The organism is Algibacter sp. Ld11, assembly GCF_045066735.1.
Classification (GTDB): Bacteria; Bacteroidota; Bacteroidia; order Flavobacteriales; family Flavobacteriaceae; genus Algibacter.
Window position 1 is genome coordinate 808908 of the sequence record NZ_JBISHH010000024.1, and the last position, 17866, is coordinate 826773.

At 32.2% G+C, this 17866-nt stretch carries 19 protein-coding genes; 7 read left to right on the forward strand and 12 right to left on the reverse strand.

What is annotated here, in order from left to right:
* Positions 1 to 4 precede the first annotated feature (4 nt).
* Genes ACJJV4_RS13740 through ACJJV4_RS13770 form a run of 7 tightly spaced genes read right to left on the reverse strand, consistent with a single transcriptional unit; the run spans position 5 to position 5306 of the window.
* Positions 5 to 478: a TspO/MBR family protein gene (locus ACJJV4_RS13740; RefSeq protein WP_405295360.1), complete on the reverse strand. Its 474-nt coding sequence runs from the start codon at positions 476 to 478 to the stop codon at positions 5 to 7.
* Positions 468 to 1163 (reverse strand): lycopene cyclase domain-containing protein, encoded by a 696-nt coding sequence (locus ACJJV4_RS13745; protein WP_405295362.1) that lies wholly within the window; start codon positions 1161 to 1163, stop codon positions 468 to 470. Before ACJJV4_RS13745 ends, ACJJV4_RS13740 begins: the two co-directional genes overlap by 11 nt.
* Positions 1163 to 1618 (reverse strand): beta-carotene hydroxylase, encoded by a 456-nt coding sequence (locus tag ACJJV4_RS13750; protein WP_405295364.1) that lies wholly within the window; start codon positions 1616 to 1618, stop codon positions 1163 to 1165. Before ACJJV4_RS13750 ends, ACJJV4_RS13745 begins: the two co-directional genes overlap by 1 nt.
* Complete coding sequence (locus tag ACJJV4_RS13755; protein ID WP_405295366.1) at positions 1615 to 2043, reverse strand: hypothetical protein; 429 nt, start codon at positions 2041 to 2043, stop codon at positions 1615 to 1617. Before ACJJV4_RS13755 ends, ACJJV4_RS13750 begins: the two co-directional genes overlap by 4 nt.
* A complete protein-coding gene (locus ACJJV4_RS13760) occupies positions 2043 to 2885 on the reverse strand; it encodes a phytoene/squalene synthase family protein (protein ID WP_405295368.1) in 843 nt (280 codons plus the stop codon). The genes ACJJV4_RS13755 and ACJJV4_RS13760 overlap by 1 nt, the downstream gene beginning before the upstream one ends.
* 14 nt (positions 2886 to 2899) lie before the next feature.
* On the reverse strand, positions 2900 to 4366 hold the full coding sequence (locus tag ACJJV4_RS13765; protein WP_405295370.1) for a phytoene desaturase family protein: 1467 nt from the start codon (positions 4364 to 4366) through the stop codon (positions 2900 to 2902).
* 46 nt (positions 4367 to 4412) lie between these two features.
* Positions 4413 to 5306 carry a MerR family transcriptional regulator gene (locus ACJJV4_RS13770; protein WP_405295372.1) on the reverse strand — a complete coding sequence of 298 codons (894 nt, stop codon included), beginning with the start codon at positions 5304 to 5306 and terminating at the stop codon, positions 4413 to 4415.
* Positions 5307 to 5410: 104 nt separating this feature from the next.
* Here ACJJV4_RS13770 and ACJJV4_RS13775 point away from each other — a divergent pair, with 104 nt between their 5' ends.
* Positions 5411 to 6355, forward strand: a complete 945-nt coding sequence (locus ACJJV4_RS13775; protein ID WP_405295374.1) for a GSCFA domain-containing protein — start codon at positions 5411 to 5413, stop codon at positions 6353 to 6355.
* Between the two features lie 464 nt (positions 6356 to 6819).
* On the forward strand, positions 6820 to 7434 hold the full coding sequence (locus ACJJV4_RS13780) for a DUF4230 domain-containing protein (protein WP_405295376.1): 615 nt from the start codon (positions 6820 to 6822) through the stop codon (positions 7432 to 7434).
* On the opposite strand, the gene ACJJV4_RS13785 is transcribed toward ACJJV4_RS13780, so the two are convergent.
* Entirely contained in the window at positions 7429 to 7734 is a 306-nt protein-coding gene (locus ACJJV4_RS13785) for a rhodanese-like domain-containing protein (RefSeq protein ID WP_405295378.1), read from the reverse strand. The two genes, ACJJV4_RS13780 and ACJJV4_RS13785, sit on opposite strands and share 6 nt — an antisense overlap.
* 101 nt (positions 7735 to 7835) lie before the next feature.
* Here ACJJV4_RS13785 and ACJJV4_RS13790 point away from each other — a divergent pair, with 101 nt between their 5' ends.
* On the forward strand, positions 7836 to 8585 hold the full coding sequence (locus ACJJV4_RS13790) for an enoyl-CoA hydratase/isomerase family protein (RefSeq protein ID WP_405295380.1): 750 nt from the start codon (positions 7836 to 7838) through the stop codon (positions 8583 to 8585).
* A 2-nt stretch (positions 8586 to 8587) separates the two neighbouring features.
* Here ACJJV4_RS13790 and ACJJV4_RS13795 read toward each other — a convergent pair whose 3' ends face one another.
* Entirely contained in the window at positions 8588 to 10348 is a 1761-nt protein-coding gene (locus ACJJV4_RS13795) for an aromatic amino acid hydroxylase (RefSeq protein ID WP_405295382.1), read from the reverse strand.
* A 175-nt stretch (positions 10349 to 10523) separates the two neighbouring features.
* Between ACJJV4_RS13795 and ACJJV4_RS13800 the strand changes: the two genes are divergently transcribed.
* Positions 10524 to 11144 (forward strand): hypothetical protein, encoded by a 621-nt coding sequence (locus ACJJV4_RS13800; protein ID WP_405295384.1) that lies wholly within the window; start codon positions 10524 to 10526, stop codon positions 11142 to 11144.
* 61 nt (positions 11145 to 11205) lie between these two features.
* On the opposite strand, the gene ACJJV4_RS13805 is transcribed toward ACJJV4_RS13800, so the two are convergent.
* Both ACJJV4_RS13805 and ACJJV4_RS13810 read right to left on the reverse strand, forming a co-directional pair.
* Positions 11206 to 11766 (reverse strand): DUF4136 domain-containing protein, encoded by a 561-nt coding sequence (locus ACJJV4_RS13805; RefSeq protein ID WP_405295386.1) that lies wholly within the window; start codon positions 11764 to 11766, stop codon positions 11206 to 11208.
* A gap of 131 nt (positions 11767 to 11897) precedes the next feature.
* The gene (locus ACJJV4_RS13810; protein WP_159018398.1) at positions 11898 to 12062 is read right to left on the reverse strand and encodes a DUF5522 domain-containing protein; all 165 of its coding nucleotides are present in this window, start codon (positions 12060 to 12062) and stop codon (positions 11898 to 11900) included.
* A 411-nt stretch (positions 12063 to 12473) separates the two neighbouring features.
* Between ACJJV4_RS13810 and ACJJV4_RS13815 the strand changes: the two genes are divergently transcribed.
* From ACJJV4_RS13815 to hemL, 3 genes are read left to right on the forward strand one after another with little or no spacing between them, the layout of a single operon-like run.
* Entirely contained in the window at positions 12474 to 13385 is a 912-nt protein-coding gene (locus tag ACJJV4_RS13815) for a 1-aminocyclopropane-1-carboxylate deaminase/D-cysteine desulfhydrase (protein WP_405295389.1), read from the forward strand.
* A gap of 7 nt (positions 13386 to 13392) precedes the next feature.
* Positions 13393 to 14232 (forward strand): glucosaminidase domain-containing protein, encoded by an 840-nt coding sequence (locus ACJJV4_RS13820; RefSeq protein ID WP_405295391.1) that lies wholly within the window; start codon positions 13393 to 13395, stop codon positions 14230 to 14232.
* 5 nt (positions 14233 to 14237) lie between these two features.
* The gene (gene hemL, locus ACJJV4_RS13825) at positions 14238 to 15524 is read left to right on the forward strand and encodes a glutamate-1-semialdehyde 2,1-aminomutase (RefSeq protein WP_405295393.1); all 1287 of its coding nucleotides are present in this window, start codon (positions 14238 to 14240) and stop codon (positions 15522 to 15524) included.
* 119 nt (positions 15525 to 15643) lie between these two features.
* Here the strand turns inward: hemL and ACJJV4_RS13830 are convergent, their stop codons facing one another.
* Positions 15644 to 17050, reverse strand: a complete 1407-nt coding sequence (locus ACJJV4_RS13830; RefSeq protein ID WP_405295395.1) for a mannosyltransferase — start codon at positions 17048 to 17050, stop codon at positions 15644 to 15646.
* Between the last annotated feature and the right edge of the window lie 816 nt (positions 17051 to 17866).

The window sequence follows — 17866 nt, forward strand, 5'->3', positions numbered from 1 at the left end:
CTTTTTAATTATTAAATACAATGTAGGCGTTTAAACTTGTAGCAATCGTCATCCAAATTAAATAAGGACATATAAATAAGGTATAATATTTTACCGTTTTTAAATAGTTAAAGGTGAAATAGCCAATTAATAACCAAAGGCTAATAATAAAAACTAAGGCTATAAGCATTAGGTGTTGGTTAAAGAATAAAAAATTCCATGATATGTTTAAAAACCATTGTAGCGCATAAAGCTTTATTAGTGGTTTAAAACCAAATGGGTAATTTAGACTTAAAGCTGTCATGTAAACGGCAAAAGCTATCATTATTGAAATCCATGCTACACTAAACACCCAGCCCTCTGGAGTCCATGGTGCTTTGTTTAGCGATGCGTACCAAGGTGAAGTTTGCCCACTGTCCATTAATAATACCCCAACGCCTAAGGCTAAAATGTTAATGCACAAGAATATAGTAAACCTTATTATTTTGTTATTTTCCATGTAACTTTTGTTTTAATAAATTGAAAATTAATTGCACTGAAAATAATAAGTTAAAGGCGTAAAAAACGTCTTCAAACGGTATAGTGAATATTCTAAAACCTAAGTTTTCGTTATCGTTATACCAAACAACTGGTTCGTTTATAAAGCTACCAGTAAGTATGCCATTTACTAATAGAAAAGGAATTAAAATAATTAAAAAACTTAGAAAATAACGTTGCAAAACTTCTAAATGTGATTTTAAACCATAAACCAAAAGCAGTATAAAAAATATAAAATTTAAAGTCGTGTACCATTTTCCAAAATGGAATAATAGAAGTATAAATATTAGAATTAATATTAAACCGCCACTTATTATGGTTGCTGCCTTCGAGAGTTTAAAGTTTGGTAAATAATATGTTAAAACTTCATGAGTAAATAAGCATGCATATGGAATACAAAAGAAAAATAACCATTCTTCAATCGGCATCCCTAAGAGGTCAAAGGGTAGATGGTAAGTGTTGTTAAACCCCCAAATACCGAATTTGGTAAAAAGCACATCCCATATTATAAAAGGTATAGCCACTAATAAAATACTTAAAAAAGCACTTTTAGCGTACTGTATAAAGTGAAATTTTTTTTCAAAAACACTATACAGTAAAGGGATACTTAAACTCCCCAATGTCAATATGAGATATAGGTATGGCATTATTGTACTTTTCTAAAGTATTTTAAAGGAACAAAAAGCATTCCGAAGCATTCACCATCTGGTTTGTCTAAATGTTTGTGGTGTATTTTATGAGCCTTTCTCAAGCCGCGTAAATACCAGTTTTGAGTGTTTTTAAACCAATTGAAACGGCGGTGTATTAATACATCGTGTATTAAAAAATAAGCTAAACCATAAAGCAAGATGCCTAAGCCGATAAAAAATAAATAATTCAGTTCAGGCCTGATTCCAAAGAAGAACAATAATATGCTAGGTGTTGCAAAAATGATGAAAAACGCATCGTTTTTTTCAAAAACATGGGGGTAGCCAGGTTGGTGGTGGTCTGCATGTAAAAACCAACCAAAACCATGCATAATGTATTTATGTGTGCACCAAGTAACACCTTCCATAATTACGAAAGTGATTAATGTTGTGAGTATAAAGGTTAAAATGATCATAGGGTTGTGTAATTTAAAATGTATGTATCCAAATAATCTGTACTATCTTTTATCTTTAAAAGTTCTGATAAAAATTGTTTGTCGTGTTTTATATCAGAATTATAATTTAATATTTTGGGTAGCTGTTCTTGCATAACCAAACGAACATATCTTAAATTGGCGTTTTTTGGTTCTTTAATTATTAGTAACTCTAACTTATGCTTGCCTTTATTAAAGGTGGCAAGTTTTTGCCATGGTAATGCTTTATATTCTGCTTGTTTCATCTCTAGTGAAATAACATAGGCTTGAATATCTGTGCTCTTATTTTCTCTATATTTTGCGATGTATTCTAATTCTTGAGTTTTATTTTTTATATCATGATACTCACCAACATATTCAGGTGTTGAGGTCTGAAATAAAAACAATAAAATACCTAAATAATACATTACATTAAGTTTAACTTGTATTTCACGTAGCTCCTAGCCAATATGTTTATTTTCATTGGGTTAGAGACTCTTATTCTTGTGTTTATAATTTTTTCTGATGGTGTATTCTTTAGCTTTTTAAGTAGTTTCCTGTAATATCTATAGGCCATGTAAACCCCGAATTTTGCTTCAACCGGTAGGTTTAATATACCATTTTTGTAAGCAAATTCAAAATCAGATTCAATATCTTGAATAATGATATTTTTAGATATCGCGTCAAGCTCTTTTAAGTTTATATTCGGAAAATACGAGCGATTTAAAACGTTGATGTCGTCTTTTAAATCTCTTAAAAAATTCACCTTTTGAAATGCAGAGCCTAATCTTTTTGCTGCTTCTTTTAAGTTGTTGTATTCTTGATTATTTCCTTTTACAAATACTTTTAAGCACATAAGCCCAACAACATCAGCAGAACCATATATGTATGCTTTATACTCTTCATCTGTGGTATATTCCGTTTTGTGTAAATCGGCACGCATACTTTTTAAAAAGGCCTGTGTTAAATTATCAGGAATTTTATATTCATTCACGGTATGAATAAAAGCATTTAAAATAGGATTAAGGCTGATACCTTGCTCTTTTGAAGAGTAATAATCTTCTTCAAACTTATTTAATAGAAGTTCTTTATCATAATCATGAAAAGAGTCTACTATTTCGTCTGCAAAACGAACAAAACCATAAATATTATAAATAGCCGAGCGTATATTGGGCGAAAGCATTTTTGTAGCTAACGAAAACGAAGTGCTATATTTTTTGGTTACCAACTTACTACAAGAGTAAGAAACCTCATCAAACAGTTGTTTCATAGTTGTCGTTTTATTTAATTATCGTTTTTCAAAATTAAATCAGAAGCTATTTTTCCTGAAATTAATGCTGGAGGAACTCCTGGTCCGGGAACCGTTAATTGTCCCGTAAAATATAGGTTCTTAACTTTTTTACTTTTTATTTTTGGTCTTAAAAAGGCTGTTTGTGTTAAAATGTTAGCCAAACCATAAGCGTTTCCTTTATAAGAGTTGTAATCTTTTTTAAAGTCGTTTACACAGAAACTTTCTTTAAATAGAATGTGATCTGTGACGTTTTGGCCGGTTAATTGTTCTAACCTTTTTATTATAATATTAAAATATTTTTCTCTTAATTCTGGAGTGTCTTCTAAATCTGGAGCAAGTGGAATTAAAAAAGTAGCTGCTTCTTGGTGGTCAGGAGCGAATGAATCGTCTGTTATTGAAGGGAAACTTGCATAAAACAATGGTTCTTTCGGCCAACTCGGGTTGTCATAAATGGTTTTAGCGTGGGTGTCAAAATCGGTGTCAAAAAACAATGTGTGGTGGCATACGTTTTTTAATTTTTTGTCTAAACCAACATAAAACAATAATGATGATGGAGCGAAAACTTTCTTATCCCAATATTTCTCTGAGTATTGACGGTAAGATTCTGGTAAAAGTGTTTCTGTGTGGTGGTAATCTGCACCACTTAGAATTAATGATGAAGGTATAAATTCCCCATTAACCTTAAGTCCTTTTATGTTGTTAGATGCATCCACCTCGATAGATTGTACGTTAGCATTTGTTTTGAATGAAACACCTAGGCTTTTTGCTAGTAATTCCATAGCTTCAATTACTTTATGCATGCCACCCTTTGGGTGCCAAGTACCTAAACCAAAATCGGCATAATTCATAAAGTTATAAAAAGCTGGCGTATTACTTGGCTTAGCACCAAGAAATAATACAGGAAATTCTAAGATTTCGATTAATTTCGGGCTTTTTATATCTTTTCTTACCTGAGTTCTTATGCTAGAGAAGAACTGAGTAATTTTGCTAATGGTTGTTGGAGTAACTAATTCTAAAGGAGAAACGCCTGGTTTGTAAACCAAATCGTTTATGGAAACATCATAATTAAACTTAGCAGATTTTAAAAAAGCTTTTAAATGCTTAGAACTTCCGGCTTCTTCACGCTCAAAAAGTTCGTAAATTTCTTTAAGAGTCCCAGGAATTGTTAATGCTGATCCACCTTCAAAGTACGCTTTGTAAGCTGGTCCGAGCTTTTCTAATTCATAATAATCTGATGGTTTTTTGCCAAAATCGGCAAAGAATTTTTCGAAAACATCAGGCATCCAGTACCAAGTTGGTCCCATGTCGAATGTAAAACCGTCTTTCTTTAACTGGCGTGCTCTACCTCCAATTAATTCGTTTTTTTCTAATACTTCGACGTTGTACCCTGCTTTTGCAAGATAGCACGCCGCCGATAAGGCAGAGAAACCGGATCCGATAATATGTATTTGTTTTTTCATTTTGTTTAACAAATATACGAAATAAGTTAAACAAAATTTAAATAAATTAAACTTCTTTTAAAAGAGGAAGTATATTGGAGTAAAGTTTAATATCCGATTTAAACTCAGTTTTATCAAGTTTCTGCAGTTTATAGCCCGCTGCGAGCAATTTATGCTGTTTTATAGCTAAGTGTTTATCCAGTTCATTAAAGTATCCTTGCACCAAGTCTACACTAGGACTTACGGTAATAGATGTTATAAAACACATTTTGGAATCGCTATTAAAAAAAGAATTTAAGTTATCCATCGGGAGGCTTCGTCCTAAATAAATGGTTTTGTATCCTTTTAATAATAATTCATAATTAATATACAGTAAACCAATTTCGTGTATTTCGTTTTCAGGCAAAAAGAGCACGTAAGTCGTGGTGTCGCTTAGGTTTGAGTAGCCTAGTTTTTCAGTTTCAATTAATATTTTTTGTGTTATCAAATTAGATATAAAGTGTTCGTGTGCAGGTATTAAGGTGTTTGTTTGCCAAAGCAGTCCAATAAAATTTAATAACGGTATTAGGTTTGTTTTTATAACTTCACTAAAGGTGTTTTCTTGAAGGAGTTTGGCGTATGTGGTGTTAAATAATACACTATCAAATTGTATCATGGCAAGTTTAAAAGCTTGTGTGGAATGCTGGGTTAGGGCATTTTTGTTAGCCAGCTCCCGTGCCGTATGCTGAATAACCTCATAAGGCATTTCTGCTATCTTGGATATCTTATAGTTGTTATCCTTTAATAATACAATATTTAATAGTTTTTTTAAGCTTTCGGTGGTGTAAAATCTTATGTTGGTGTCTGTTCGTTGTGGTGCTAATAAGTTGTATCGCTTTTCCCAAATACGAATAGTATGAGCCTTAATTCCTGAAATGTTTTCAAGATCCTTAATAGTGAAGTTGTTTTTAATTTCGTTCAACGTATTTTAGTTTTTGTTAAACAAATGTAAGCTTTTTTAATAAACTTACAGTAAACGTTTATTCATTTATGTTTACTTTTGAATAATACATTTATAATATTTATATGAAATTGCAAACCGAAGTACCATTTGTCTCGAACGAAAATAATCTAATTGATTATAGCTCTGAAGTGCTTTTGTTGGGGAGTTGTTTTTCTGAAAATATTGGACAAAGATTGGAATATTTCAAGTTTCGGAGCAATCAAAATCCGTTTGGAATTCTTTTTCATCCAAGAGCTATTGAAAATTTAATTGAAAATGCTATTGATAATAAAATATACACTGAAGACGATGTGTTTTTTCATAATGAGCAATGGCATTGTTTTGAGGCGCATTCAAAATTGAGCAATTCCTGTAAAAATACTTTAATAGATAAACTTAATGCCCAGGTTAAATTTACTGAAAGGTATATTAATACGGCATCACACATTATAATAACACTTGGTACGGCTTGGGTTTATAATTTTATTGATACAGATAAAGTAGTTGCTAATTGCCATAAAATTCCACAAAAACAATTTAAAAAAATATTATTATCTGTAGAGGAGGTGTCAAGTGCTTTAAACAATATATTATCCAAAATTAAATCTATAAATTTTAGGGCTACTGTTGTTTTTACGGTGTCACCCATACGTCATTTAAAAGATGGTTTTATTGAAAACACCCAAAGTAAAGCTCATTTATTAGCTGCTATACATGGGGTAATAGCAAACAAATCTTTCTATTTTCCTTCTTACGAAATTATGATGGATGAGCTTCGTGATTATCGGTTTTACGCAGAAGATATGATTCATCCAAATTCCACAGCTATAAGTTATATTTGGGAAAAATTTCAGAAAGTATGGCTGTCTAATGATGCTCTCGAAATAATGCACAATGTTGATGCTGTTCAAAAAGGTATGCAGCATAAACCTTTTAATCCAACTTCCGCAGCGCATTTAAAATTTAAAAAACAACTTGAGGTTAAAAAAGAGGGGCTAAAGGCTTTAGTTCCTCATTTTGTTTTTTAGAAAGGTAGTTTTTTATATACAAAACGGAGTACTTGGTTTTTATAATTGGCTTATTTTCATTGTTCTAAGTTTTTTTAATTGTAACCTCAATATTGTTGTGAAAAGTTGCTGTGTTTGCCTTTTAGCTTGTTTAAATGGCGTTTTGTCGAAAAATTACCACAAATAAAGATGATTCCTTTAATTTTAGATTGCTATTAATCAGTTCATTTAGAAACACCAAGCTTGCAAATTTTATATAATTTTTGCAATTGGTGTTTTTTTATACATATACTTTTCTAAGGATTAAATACTTAAGTTTTGTTTGGTGTTTTATGTAATATGTTAATTTAAAGTAGTGTTAACCTTTATGTAACACCAGTAGAAGGCAAGCTGTGTATATTTGTACCGTTAGCAAATGCTAGCAAAAATTACATTAGTTAGGCTTCATATGTCGAAGTAAACTGATGTTTTTTTATTTTAGCCATATGCGAAAAATTCTATTTGGTGTTATTATTACTTTAGTTGTGTTGTTTACCTTTAAATATTGTGGTGAAAAACAAGAAGATAACATTGTGCTCAAGGAAAGCTCGGCTCTTATACAGGAGCAAATAAAAAATGTTGGTAAACTTATAGTTACGGAAGGGCATTTTAGTGAGGTTTTTAATTATAAAAACTCTAAAGAAATTTTAGGAGACTATTTAACTTCAGAAAAAAAAGCGTTAGTAGTGGTTAATGCAGATGTTACTATTGCATACGATTTAAGTAAAATTGAATTCCAGATAGATGAAGCTTCCAAAACCTTAACTATTATAAGTATTCCTAAGAAAGAAATAAAAATTAGTCCCGATTTTGAGTATTATGATATTCAAGCCGATTTTTTAAATCCCTTTGAAGCCAAAGATTATAATGACATTAAGGCTATTGTTAAAAAATCTTTAGATAAAAAACTTGAAGCATCAGATTTAAAGAGTAACGCGCAGAATCGTTTAATCAGCGAACTCTCCAAATTCTATATTTTAACCAATTCTTTGGGGTGGACACTTCAATATAATAGCACTCCAATTTCAAAAACAGAAGAACTACTTAATATAAAATTATAGTTTCCCTTGTAAGCTTTTCCAGCCGCCTCCGTTGGTTGCTTCTATATTATTTCTATTTAAAATACTTGCGGCGTTTGCCGAACGCATACCGCTAGCACAGCACGTAATAACTGGTTTGTTTAACTTTTTTATGTAATCTAGTTTTGTGTTTAAAGTTTGTAAAGGCATGTTTTTAGATCCTGCAATAGCACCTTGTTGGTATTCGCCAGGAGTGCGTACATCAATAATTATTGCGCCTCTTTCTTTAAACTCAGTTACTGCATTATTTGTATTTCCAAAAAGAAAATTTAATAGTCCCATATTTTTATAAATTTACACAAAGATCTTCATGTTTTATTAAAACAATGTAACACCTGTTACTTAATAATTTTATGTATATTCAAACTTTAATTATTAAATAAATGGAGCCATACGTTACGTTAAATATAGAGAATAAAGTTGGATATATTGAGTTTTATCATCCCAATAGAAATTCTATGCCAAGTGATATTTTAGAGTTGTTAGCGCAAACTATTATAAATGCGGGCAGTAACGATGGTATAAACGTAATTGTTTTAAAAAGTGGTGGAGACAGAACCTTTTGTGCCGGTGCAAGTTTTAACGAAATAATAGCTATCGAAAACGAGGAAACTGGTTTTTTGTTTTTCTCTGGTTTTGCGAAAGTAATTAACGCTATGCGAAAATGTCCAAAATTAATTATTGGTAGAGTACAAGGTAAAAGTGTAGGTGGAGGCGTTGGTTTAGCTGCAGCAACTGATTATTGCTTGGCAACACAATATGCAGCCATTAAATTAAGTGAACTAAGTATTGGTATTGGGCCTTTTGTTATAGAGCCGGCTGTTTCTAGAAGAATTGGTAAGAATGCGATGTCGCAAATGACGATTGATGCTGAAACTTTTTTTTCTTCGGAATTTGCTAAAGAAAAAGGCTTGTTTTCCGAAGTTTTCGAAACCGTAGAAGAACTCGATTATGCGGTTAAAACATTAGTAAATAAATTAGCAAGTTACAATCCAAAAGCACTTGCAGAAATGAAGAAAGTAATGTGGGAAGGGACTGATGATTGGGACCGTTTATTGAACGAACGTGCAAAAATTAGCGGAACGTTAGTACTTAGTAAGTTTACAAAGAAAACGTTAAAACGCTTTCGTTAAATTTAAGCGAACTGCTTAGCTGTTCTAACAATTTCTAATCCGTCGTCAATTAATTGACCTACATTTGGTTTGTTCTGCTTTACGTTTTCTAGGTGTTTAATAATACTATCGCAAAGTTTGGTTTCATTTTCAATAAAAGCTAATTCAAAAATTTCTATTGGTAGAAGCCAGTCTGTTGGGTGATTTTCTATAAGTTCTTCTAGTACTTTTGTTCTAGAAATGGTTTTGTTTTTTTCTTCTCGATAGTCTCTAATTTGTTGGTAGAGCTTTTCTAATTCTAATTGCGTATTAGATTTTTTTACATGAATAGTTTCAGATGAAGGTTTGTGTGTTATTAAATCAAAACTCCTTAAATCGGCAGGGCCAGAAAAAGCAGAAATTACCGTTTTGCCCACGGCCATATCATAAATTCCAAATTCTGGTCTAAATAATATAGTGTCTAAATACGTTACTGTACAATTATTAAAACTGATAAGAATTATTTTTCCTTGAAGATTGCGCTTGCCAGTAATAATTTCTCCTGAAACGGTTATGCCACCTTCAAATTCTAGTGTGGTTACTTTTTCTTCATAGATATTGTAGGCGTTTAAATCACGCGGACTCATATCTTCAATAGCAATGTTTATGCCTTTTAGTTTCCCGATAGGAGAACCATAACCGTTAGCATGATTTTCAGTGCCATGCCCAACTAGTTCTTGTTCTCGGTAGGCTAAAGCTGTTTTTCCTTTAGTTTGAATGTAAATCACTTGTCCGTCGCTATCTTTTACTTCCGAGAATATTCCAGATATTTGAAGACCTGTACTTAATTCTATTGAGCCCAAAGCCTCAGATTCAATAAGCTTTTTTACAGATGAAAGACCTCCCTTTCGAACAGACATGGTATTTGCAAATTCTTCTAAGATTAAACTTAAATGCGCAAAATTAGGCGTTACAAAAAGTTGAGGCTGTGGTTTTGTAATATCAAAATCTTGATATGTCGCATTTATTGTATAAGGTAGTTTCTTCACTTTATCTGTAATGCACCATGCACTTTCTCCAATAGAAGATAGTAAACCGGCTCCATAAATTTTTGGGTTTTCAATGCTTCCAATTAATCCATATTCTACAGTCCACCAATGTAAATTTCGTATTAAAGACATTTCACTTGAGGACCCCATGTTTTGTTGTAGGTGTTCTACTTTCTTTTCAGCGCAAGCGATAACATCTTCTTTAGAATTGGGAGCTTCTTTTATAATAGACAAATGCCTCACGGCTTCATACAATTCGTAATCTTTAGCAGACGAAATTGCTTTGCAACCAATTTCACCAAAACGGCGCAAATACTCAGCGTATTCCGGATTTGCAATAATAGGAGCGTGACCTGCACCCTCGTGAATAATGTCTGGAGCGGGAGTATATTCTATATGTTCTAATTGCCTAATGTCACTAGCAATAACTAGTACGTTGTACGCTTGAAATTCCATAAAGGCATTTGGAGGTATAAAGCCATCTACGGCTACGGCTGCCCAACCGATATCTTTTAAAATACGGTTCATGCCATACATGTTCGGTATACTATCAATAGAAATTCCTGTAAGCTTTAAGCCGTCGAGATACGTTTTGTGCGCAACGTTTTTTAAAAAACTAACGTTTTTACGCATTACATAACGCCAAACTGCTTGATCTATTGCCGAGTAATCAGTATAGTTCTGTGGTTTTATAAATTGCTTTAAATGTTTGGGTAAGCGATTTAAAATAGCATTAGGTTCTATTGATGCATTCATAAAGATAGTTCGTTTTTCTTGCGTGAAAATACGAATTATTCATTAAAACAGCATTTTGTTTAATTGATTTTTGTTTTGATAGGTTTTAGAGTGTTCTTTTACTAATTCCTTTAGTTGTATTAGTAGTAAACTAATAATAGTTTTATTTTCGCTCAAATTTAAAAATTGAACCTTTATGAAATTTATAAAACTACTTTGTCTATTTGTCTTTGCTTTATCTTTTTTTAACTGTGCGTCACGTTATAGCGTGATTGAGCCAAATAACTTAAATTACGTGTCTAAGTCTGAAACGGGAGGGGTAACATTAGAGTATAAGTACGATTTGTTAGATAAAAAATACTCTAAGAAAGAAGATAAAAAAGGTATACGATTGGTGGCTGTAAAAATTTCTAATAATTCTAATAAAGATTTAGTTTTCGGTAGAGATTTAAATTTAGTTTACGCAAACGAAAACGAGATTTACATTTTGGATAAAGAGAAAACTTTTAAAACTCTAAAACAAAGCCCAGCAACGCATTTGTTTTATTTGTTATTAACTCCTGTTAATTTTTACACCTCTAAAAGAAATGAGTATGGGTTGCAAGAAACAACGAGTTCAACACCGGTAGGCTTAATTTTAGGGCCTGGTTTAGCTGCAGGAAATTTAATAGCAGCAAGTTCGGCTAATAAAAAGTTTAAAACTGAATTAGCAAATTTTGATATAAAAGGATCAACAATAAAGCAGGGCGAGGTAAAATACGGTTTAGTAGGTATTGATTCTCAATCTTACGATGCTTTAAAGCTGAGTTTAAAATAGGAATTAAAAAGTGAGATATAAAAAAAGGCGATTCTAATTTTAGAATCGCCTTTTTTTCAAATTATTTATTAGCTCCTGGAGGATATTTCGTCATAATTTCAGAAACAAATTCTTTAATGCGTTCATCTTTCTTTTCCATCTTTTGGGTTAAGTAACCTGTGCCCATACCTTGCCAAACTAATTCTTTTTTCTTGGCATCGATTAAATCAATAAATAAAACACCTTGGGTAGATGTTGATACACTTGGTTGGCTATTCCATCCCCAGCCCCATCCAGGACCAAAGCCACCATAACCACCCCAACCCCAGGCACCCATGCCCCAAGAGTTATTATAAACGTCAACACGTTGGTTTGCTTTTGTAAATAAGCTTATCAATAAATCTGGATCTTCAGATTTAGTGAAACCTTTAGCAAGTAGTTCGGCTTCAATAGCACGTAAAATGCGACGTTTATCTAAATCACTAATTTCAGCTTTATCAATACCTGTTTTAAAAAAAGCAAAAGTTTTGTAGCTATTAAAATTAGCGTCTTTGTCGTAATCGGCAGCAACTTTAACTGAGCTGCACGAAGTAACCACAATCAACAAGGCTAAAAGCGGTAATGTTTTTAAAAATGTTTTCATAAGGAAGCGTTTTTTTTTATATTTCAAAGTGTAACTTTTTGGTTATTACCTTGATTTTAAGTTGGTTTTGTGTTTTTTTAAATTATCAATAATCATACCAATATATTGTTTTTTAATCGGTTGTAATTATTTTAACGTTTGCTGTTCTTGGTTTTTTCGTTAAATCCATAAGGACAATGGCGGCATCCGCTTTCGCAACAATACTCTCGTTTTAATAAATATTGCGCCGTAAAACAACGGTAACCTTCCGGTGTCCAGTAAAAATCGCCATCTTCAATTGGGATAATCTTTTTCATAGATTACAAAGATAACGTAAAATGAAATTATTTATTTCTGAAAACTTTCTATATCTTGGATTGGTTTTTGTTTTAAGGTAAGTATGGTTTTTATTTCTAAATATTTGGTTCCAAAAGGGTATACGGGCATAACGCTTTATCCCTTTGTGTTCTTGAAGCATAAAACGCTTAAAAATAATATAGTATTGCTTAATCACGAAAAAATTCATTTAAAGCAACAAATAGAAATGCTAGTTTTGCCCTTTTATATTTGGTATGGGTTTGAGTTTGTACTACGGTTCATCCAATTAAAAAATTGGCATGCAGCTTATAAAAACATTTCATTTGAAAGAGAAGCATATTTAAATGAAAAGAACCTACAATATCTAAATGACCGCCGGTTTTGGAGATTTTTGAAGTATATTTGATATCATGATTTTTCAATTGGAAAATAGCGTAAACCAAAGGGTGAAATTACCTAATAATAGTAATATAGAGCTTTATTTAAAGCGAGAAGATGCTATTCACGATTTTGTTTCAGGAAATAAGTACCGAAAACTTAAATACAATATTCTTGAGGCTCAGAGTTTAGGTTTTAAAACGCTGCTTACTTTTGGCGGTGCTTATTCTAATCATATTGCAGCGGTAGCTTCTGCTGGGCAAATTTTTGGATTTAAAACTATTGGTGTTATTCGTGGTGAGGAACTCTTTAATAAAATTGATAGCAATACAACCTTAAGCTATGCTAAGCAATGTGGTATGCAATTTAAGTTTGTATCTCGTGAAGTTTATAGAAATAAAACATCTACAAATTTTATAAATATTTTAAAGGAAGAATTTAAAGACTTCTATAGTATTCCTGAAGGTGGTACAAATATATTAGCTGTAAAAGGTTGTGAAGAAATTTTAACCGAAGAAGATGCTAGTTTCGATTTTATTTGCTGTGCAGCAGGAACTGGAGGAACAATAGCAGGGCTTATCAATACCTCAAAATCAAATCAACAAATTTTAGGTTTTCCAGCCTTAAAAGGCGACTTTTTACAAGAAGATATTAGTAGATTTGCAACTAAAAGTAATTGGGAATTAATTTTAGAGTATCATTTTGGAGGTTATGCTAAAATAAATTCAGAATTGGTTAGTTTTATTAATCGGTTTAAGTTAGAAAATAACATCGCACTAGATCCTGTGTATACAGGGAAAATGCTATATGGTATTTTCGATTTAGTTGAAAAAGGAAATTTCCCGAAAGGGTCAAAAATATTAGCAATTCATACTGGAGGTTTACAAGGTATTACAGGAATGAACGTTAATTTGAAAAAGAAAAAATTACCATTAATTGAATAGAGAAAAAATGAAGAAGTTTTTAATGTTGCTATGTGTTGTAGCTGTGTGTTTTAGTTGTAAATCTAAAAAAACTGTAGTTACTAAAAAGAAGAAGACTAAAACCGAACGTGTTGTAAAAAATAAAGAAAAAGAAGCGGTTAGAACAACATCTGGTAATACAGTTTCAACTACAACGTATGCAAATGATACAGATGAATATATCGCAACTTATGCAAGGGTTGCAGTAGATGAAATGGAGCGTTATAACATACCTGCGAGTATTACTTTAGCACAAGGCATATTGGAATCTGCATCAGGAAATGGACGTCTTGCAAAGGAGGCTAATAATCATTTTGGAATAAAATGTCATACTTGGGATGGCGACAGAATTTATCATGATGATGATGCCGCACAAGAATGTTTTAGAAAATACGATGAAGCCAGCAATTCGTTTCGCGATCATTCATTGTTTTTATCAGAACGCAGTCGTTATGCTAGCTTGTTTAAATTGAAAAAAAGTGATTATAAAGGTTGGGCTAAAGGTTTAAAAGCAGCTGGTTATGCAACCGATCCTAAATATCCTGCTAAATTAATTAGTTTAATAGAACGTTATAATTTGGATAAATACGATAGCAGAAAAGCATCGTCAAATTTAAAAGAAAGAGATAAGATTGTTGTTAACGCGAAGACAAATGTGGTTAGCGTTCGCGACGTTCCAAAGCAAATAACGCATGTTGTTGTAAAGGGAGATACCTTATATTATATATCAAAAATGCATAATATTAGTGTTGAAGAGTTAAAAGCACTAAATAATTTAGAAGATAATAACATAAAAATAGGACAAATTTTAACGGTGAGTTCAAAATAATATATATGATTTATAAACGAAGTAGCGCCTTGTTTGCTGAGGCAGAAAAAGTAATTCCTGGAGGTGTAAATTCTCCAGTAAGAGCGTTTAATGGTGTTGGAGGAACTCCAATTTTTGTAAGAGAAGCAAAAGGAGCTTATTTATATGATGAAGATGGTAACCGATTAATAGATTATATTAATTCTTGGGGTCCGATGATTTTAGGACACGCCCACGAATCTGTTGTAAATGCGGTAATTGAAAAGGCTAAAAAAGGCACATCTTTCGGGATGCCTACCGAAATAGAAACACAAATTGCAGAATTAGCAGTTTCTATGGTGCCAAATATTGATAAAATAAGGTTTGTAAATTCTGGAACCGAAGCTTGTATGAGTGCGGTGCGTTTAGCACGTGGTTTTACAGGGAAAGATAAAATTATAAAATTTGCAGGATGCTATCATGGGCATTCCGATTCGTTTTTAATTCAAGCCGGAAGTGGTGCAAGTACTTTTGGTACGCCTAATAGCCCGGGTGTTACAAAAGGAACAGCAAAAGATACCTTGTTGGCGAATTATAATGATATAGAAAATGTAAGAGCATTAATAGAAGCGAATGCAAACGAAATTGCTTGTGTTATTATAGAGCCTGTAGCTGGTAATATGGGGTGTATACCTCCAGCAAAAGGTTTTCTAGAAGCTTTAAGAGCGGTTTGTACTGCAAACAACATCCTTTTAATTTTCGATGAGGTCATGACGGGCTTCCGTTTAGCAAAAGGTGGTGCTCAAGAATTATATGATATTAATGCCGATATAGTATGCTTTGGTAAAGTTATCGGTGGGGGTTTGCCTGTAGGTGCTTTTGCTGCTAGAAATGAAATTATGAATTATTTAGCGCCAATAGGTCCCGTTTATCAAGCAGGAACATTAAGCGGAAACCCTTTAGCTATGGCTGCAGGTCTGGCAATGTTAACTGAGTTGAATAATAAGCCTGAAATTTTCACAAGTTTAGCAGAGAAAACAGCTTACTTGCATGAGGGCATTGCTAAGGTTTTAACTGAAAATAATATCACACACACCATTAACAGAGTAGGGTCTATGATTTCTATTCATTTTGATGAAGCTGAGGTTGTCGATTTTAATTCAGCAGCAAAAGGAAACAACGATACTTTCAAAGCGTTTTTTCACGGTTTACTAAATGAAGGTGTTTACATTGCTCCAAGTGCTTTCGAAACTTGGTTTATTACAGATGCTTTGAGTTACGAAGATTTAGATTTTACTATTGCAGCAATAAATACTGTTGCTAAAACATTATAAGGAATAAGTCAAACAAGTATTTAGCTTGTTCAATATACTATATCGATCATCATGAAAATGGTGATCGATATTTTTTTTATTCAAAAATCAGAATCAAAACATACTATAAAGACAGCTTTTTAAGTTGCTTTGAGTTTTATAATATCCTTCTTCAGGAATACTTCCCAAATAAAAACAGCGTACACAATAATATATTCTATAGCAATTACCCATAAATTTTCCGATTTATCAGCTTTGTCAATATTAACATAAGCCAAGTAGCTTAGTATAATTACAAAACTCCACACTAACGGAAACTTATATTTAGTAAAAATACTCAAAATTAAAAGCGTTGCAACATACCAAGGGTGTATAGTAGTTGCTGTAAAGTAATAAAAAGATAAAACGAGCAACATGGCCGAAATCAACTCAATCATAGTTTTGTTCTTCCTAAAGAAAGTAACAATTAAAATAAATAGAATAACCAAAACCGGAGTTACCTTTCCTATAATACCAATTTCATTATAACCTCTAAATGTATATCCAATTTCACGAGCTATATAATAGAGACTTGCGTTAAATTCAAAGTTCTGAAACCACAAGCCAACCGTTTTGGCATAGTTTCTAAAAAACGCTTCAGATAAAAAGGGAGAGAATAATAAGAGTGTTGTAATCAAAACAAGACTGTAAAAACCAGTAAGCTTCCAAAAACCACTCAGCCAATTTGGTTTTTTTATAGCACCATCATCAGTGTTCAATAAAAACCATTTAAAAAACAGTGGTAGAAATATCAAAGGGATCAACTTAACACTAATCGATAAAGCCAAAATTATGGCAGCAAATTGCCATCTTCCGCAATGCAGTAAATACAAACTCCATATTAAAAAGAAAATCATCACACCCTCAAAGTGTAAATTCCCGGTAAGTTCAATAATTATAAACGGATTCAAAATATACCAGAAAATGTTAAAAACAGGAATATTAAGTCGTTTCAGTAATTTACTACCAAAAAAGAAGGTTCCAAAATCTGCGGCAATAATAATGAGCTTAAAAACAACCACTGAACCTAGAATGCTTTTTCCTGAAAAAAGGGCGGCAATAAAAAAACAAAGTTGATTAATCGGTGGGTAATTTGTAAAATGACTGCCATTAAGTGGTCCCATACCTGCATATAAAGCCTCAGCTTGTGCCACAGGAAATTGCCTAGAATTAATAAAGGATTCAGGGGTAAATAAATAGGGATTAAAACCTTCGAAAATCATGCGTCCATCCCAAATAAAGCGGTAAAAATCTTGAGATAAATTAGGTATAGCCAAAATAAAAAAGACTCTGAAACTAAAAGCCAGGTAAGTTAAAAGCTTCATGTTGTCTTTAAAAACAGATACCAAACGGTAAAATAAAGCAAACAAGGCAACATAAAGTCCAATAAGTTTTAAATAATCCGTCCGCACCAAACCGTAAGCAAAAGTCCAATACAATAAACCAGACAAAAGGGCAAGGAGAAACGGTTGCTTATTAAGTTTTAAAAAAGTCGAATTCATAAACATGCGGTAAATATATTAAACCTAGTCATTATATATAGGTATATTTCTTTTAGAATAATTTGGGCGTTACTCTTGCTGCACCCTTAGTCGTGCATCAAGAGTCGGGCTTTCACTACTCGCTTTTTTGTGTTGCATAGGTGCAACCACACAAAAAGAGCTCAAACAAACCGTTCAATCCCTAACGCGGGGCTTGGTCTAGTTACACCATTTTTGTTAAAAGCTAAAATACTATCTATACAGTTGTAAAGTTTTAAGCTCTGTAATGTAAGAGTGAGGACTTAGGAAGAAGTGTTATTTGTATCTAGAGCATTAGAACCTCATGCTTTACAGTTAATCTAAAACAATTTATGATATATAAATTATATTGAATAAAAAATATTTTCATGATGTTCAGATGTTTTTATTTATGTTTTTTTTGATTAAAAATGTAGAAAGTAGAATTATATCAAATAAAAACAGAAAAGGAATTAGGAGTGTAAGATCCCCAAATTAAACAAGATTTCTTGAGCAATATGGTGGAGTAAATAAACCTTAATTAAATCTCTGTAAAAATTGATTCTGTAAAGCGTTAAAAAACAAATAATTGAAATTTTTTTAAAAAATACTTGATATAAATTTTCAATAATAGTTGCCAGAAATAAAAAGGTTTGTATATTTGCACCCGCTAAAAACACGAACAGTGTTTTAGTGTAAACGTTCATACAAAAGTTGATTGATTAAGATTTTAAGAGAGGTAAAAACTTTTAAAAAAAGAATCAAAAAACATTGTGAGTTTAATAAAAGGTTGTAAGTTTGCAGCCGCTAAAAACGGTAACGTAA

Excerpts from the sequence above, each read along its gene's own strand:
- ACJJV4_RS13740 (WP_405295360.1), bottom strand. The coding sequence starts at position 478 with ATGGAAAATAACAAAATAATAAGGTTTACTATATTCTTGTGCATTAAC.
- ACJJV4_RS13745 (WP_405295362.1), bottom strand. The coding sequence starts at position 1,163 with ATGCCATACCTATATCTCATATTGACATTGGGGAGTTTAAGTATCCCT.
- ACJJV4_RS13750 (WP_405295364.1), bottom strand. The coding sequence starts at position 1,618 with ATGATCATTTTAACCTTTATACTCACAACATTAATCACTTTCGTAATT.
- ACJJV4_RS13755 (WP_405295366.1), bottom strand. The coding sequence starts at position 2,043 with ATGTATTATTTAGGTATTTTATTGTTTTTATTTCAGACCTCAACACCT.
- ACJJV4_RS13760 (WP_405295368.1), bottom strand. The coding sequence starts at position 2,885 with ATGAAACAACTGTTTGATGAGGTTTCTTACTCTTGTAGTAAGTTGGTA.
- ACJJV4_RS13765 (WP_405295370.1), bottom strand. The coding sequence starts at position 4,366 with ATGAAAAAACAAATACATATTATCGGATCCGGTTTCTCTGCCTTATCG.
- ACJJV4_RS13775 (WP_405295374.1), top strand. The coding sequence starts at position 5,411 with ATGAAATTGCAAACCGAAGTACCATTTGTCTCGAACGAAAATAATCTA.
- ACJJV4_RS13780 (WP_405295376.1), top strand. The coding sequence starts at position 6,820 with ATGCGAAAAATTCTATTTGGTGTTATTATTACTTTAGTTGTGTTGTTT.
- ACJJV4_RS13785 (WP_405295378.1), bottom strand. The coding sequence starts at position 7,734 with ATGGGACTATTAAATTTTCTTTTTGGAAATACAAATAATGCAGTAACT.
- ACJJV4_RS13790 (WP_405295380.1), top strand. The coding sequence starts at position 7,836 with ATGGAGCCATACGTTACGTTAAATATAGAGAATAAAGTTGGATATATT.
- ACJJV4_RS13795 (WP_405295382.1), bottom strand. The coding sequence starts at position 10,348 with ATGAATGCATCAATAGAACCTAATGCTATTTTAAATCGCTTACCCAAA.
- ACJJV4_RS13800 (WP_405295384.1), top strand. The coding sequence starts at position 10,524 with ATGAAATTTATAAAACTACTTTGTCTATTTGTCTTTGCTTTATCTTTT.
- ACJJV4_RS13805 (WP_405295386.1), bottom strand. The coding sequence starts at position 11,766 with ATGAAAACATTTTTAAAAACATTACCGCTTTTAGCCTTGTTGATTGTG.
- ACJJV4_RS13810 (WP_159018398.1), bottom strand. The coding sequence starts at position 12,062 with ATGAAAAAGATTATCCCAATTGAAGATGGCGATTTTTACTGGACACCG.
- ACJJV4_RS13815 (WP_405295389.1), top strand. The coding sequence starts at position 12,474 with ATGATTTTTCAATTGGAAAATAGCGTAAACCAAAGGGTGAAATTACCT.
- ACJJV4_RS13820 (WP_405295391.1), top strand. The coding sequence starts at position 13,393 with ATGAAGAAGTTTTTAATGTTGCTATGTGTTGTAGCTGTGTGTTTTAGT.
- hemL (WP_405295393.1), top strand. The coding sequence starts at position 14,238 with ATGATTTATAAACGAAGTAGCGCCTTGTTTGCTGAGGCAGAAAAAGTA.
- ACJJV4_RS13830 (WP_405295395.1), bottom strand. The coding sequence starts at position 17,050 with ATGTTTATGAATTCGACTTTTTTAAAACTTAATAAGCAACCGTTTCTC.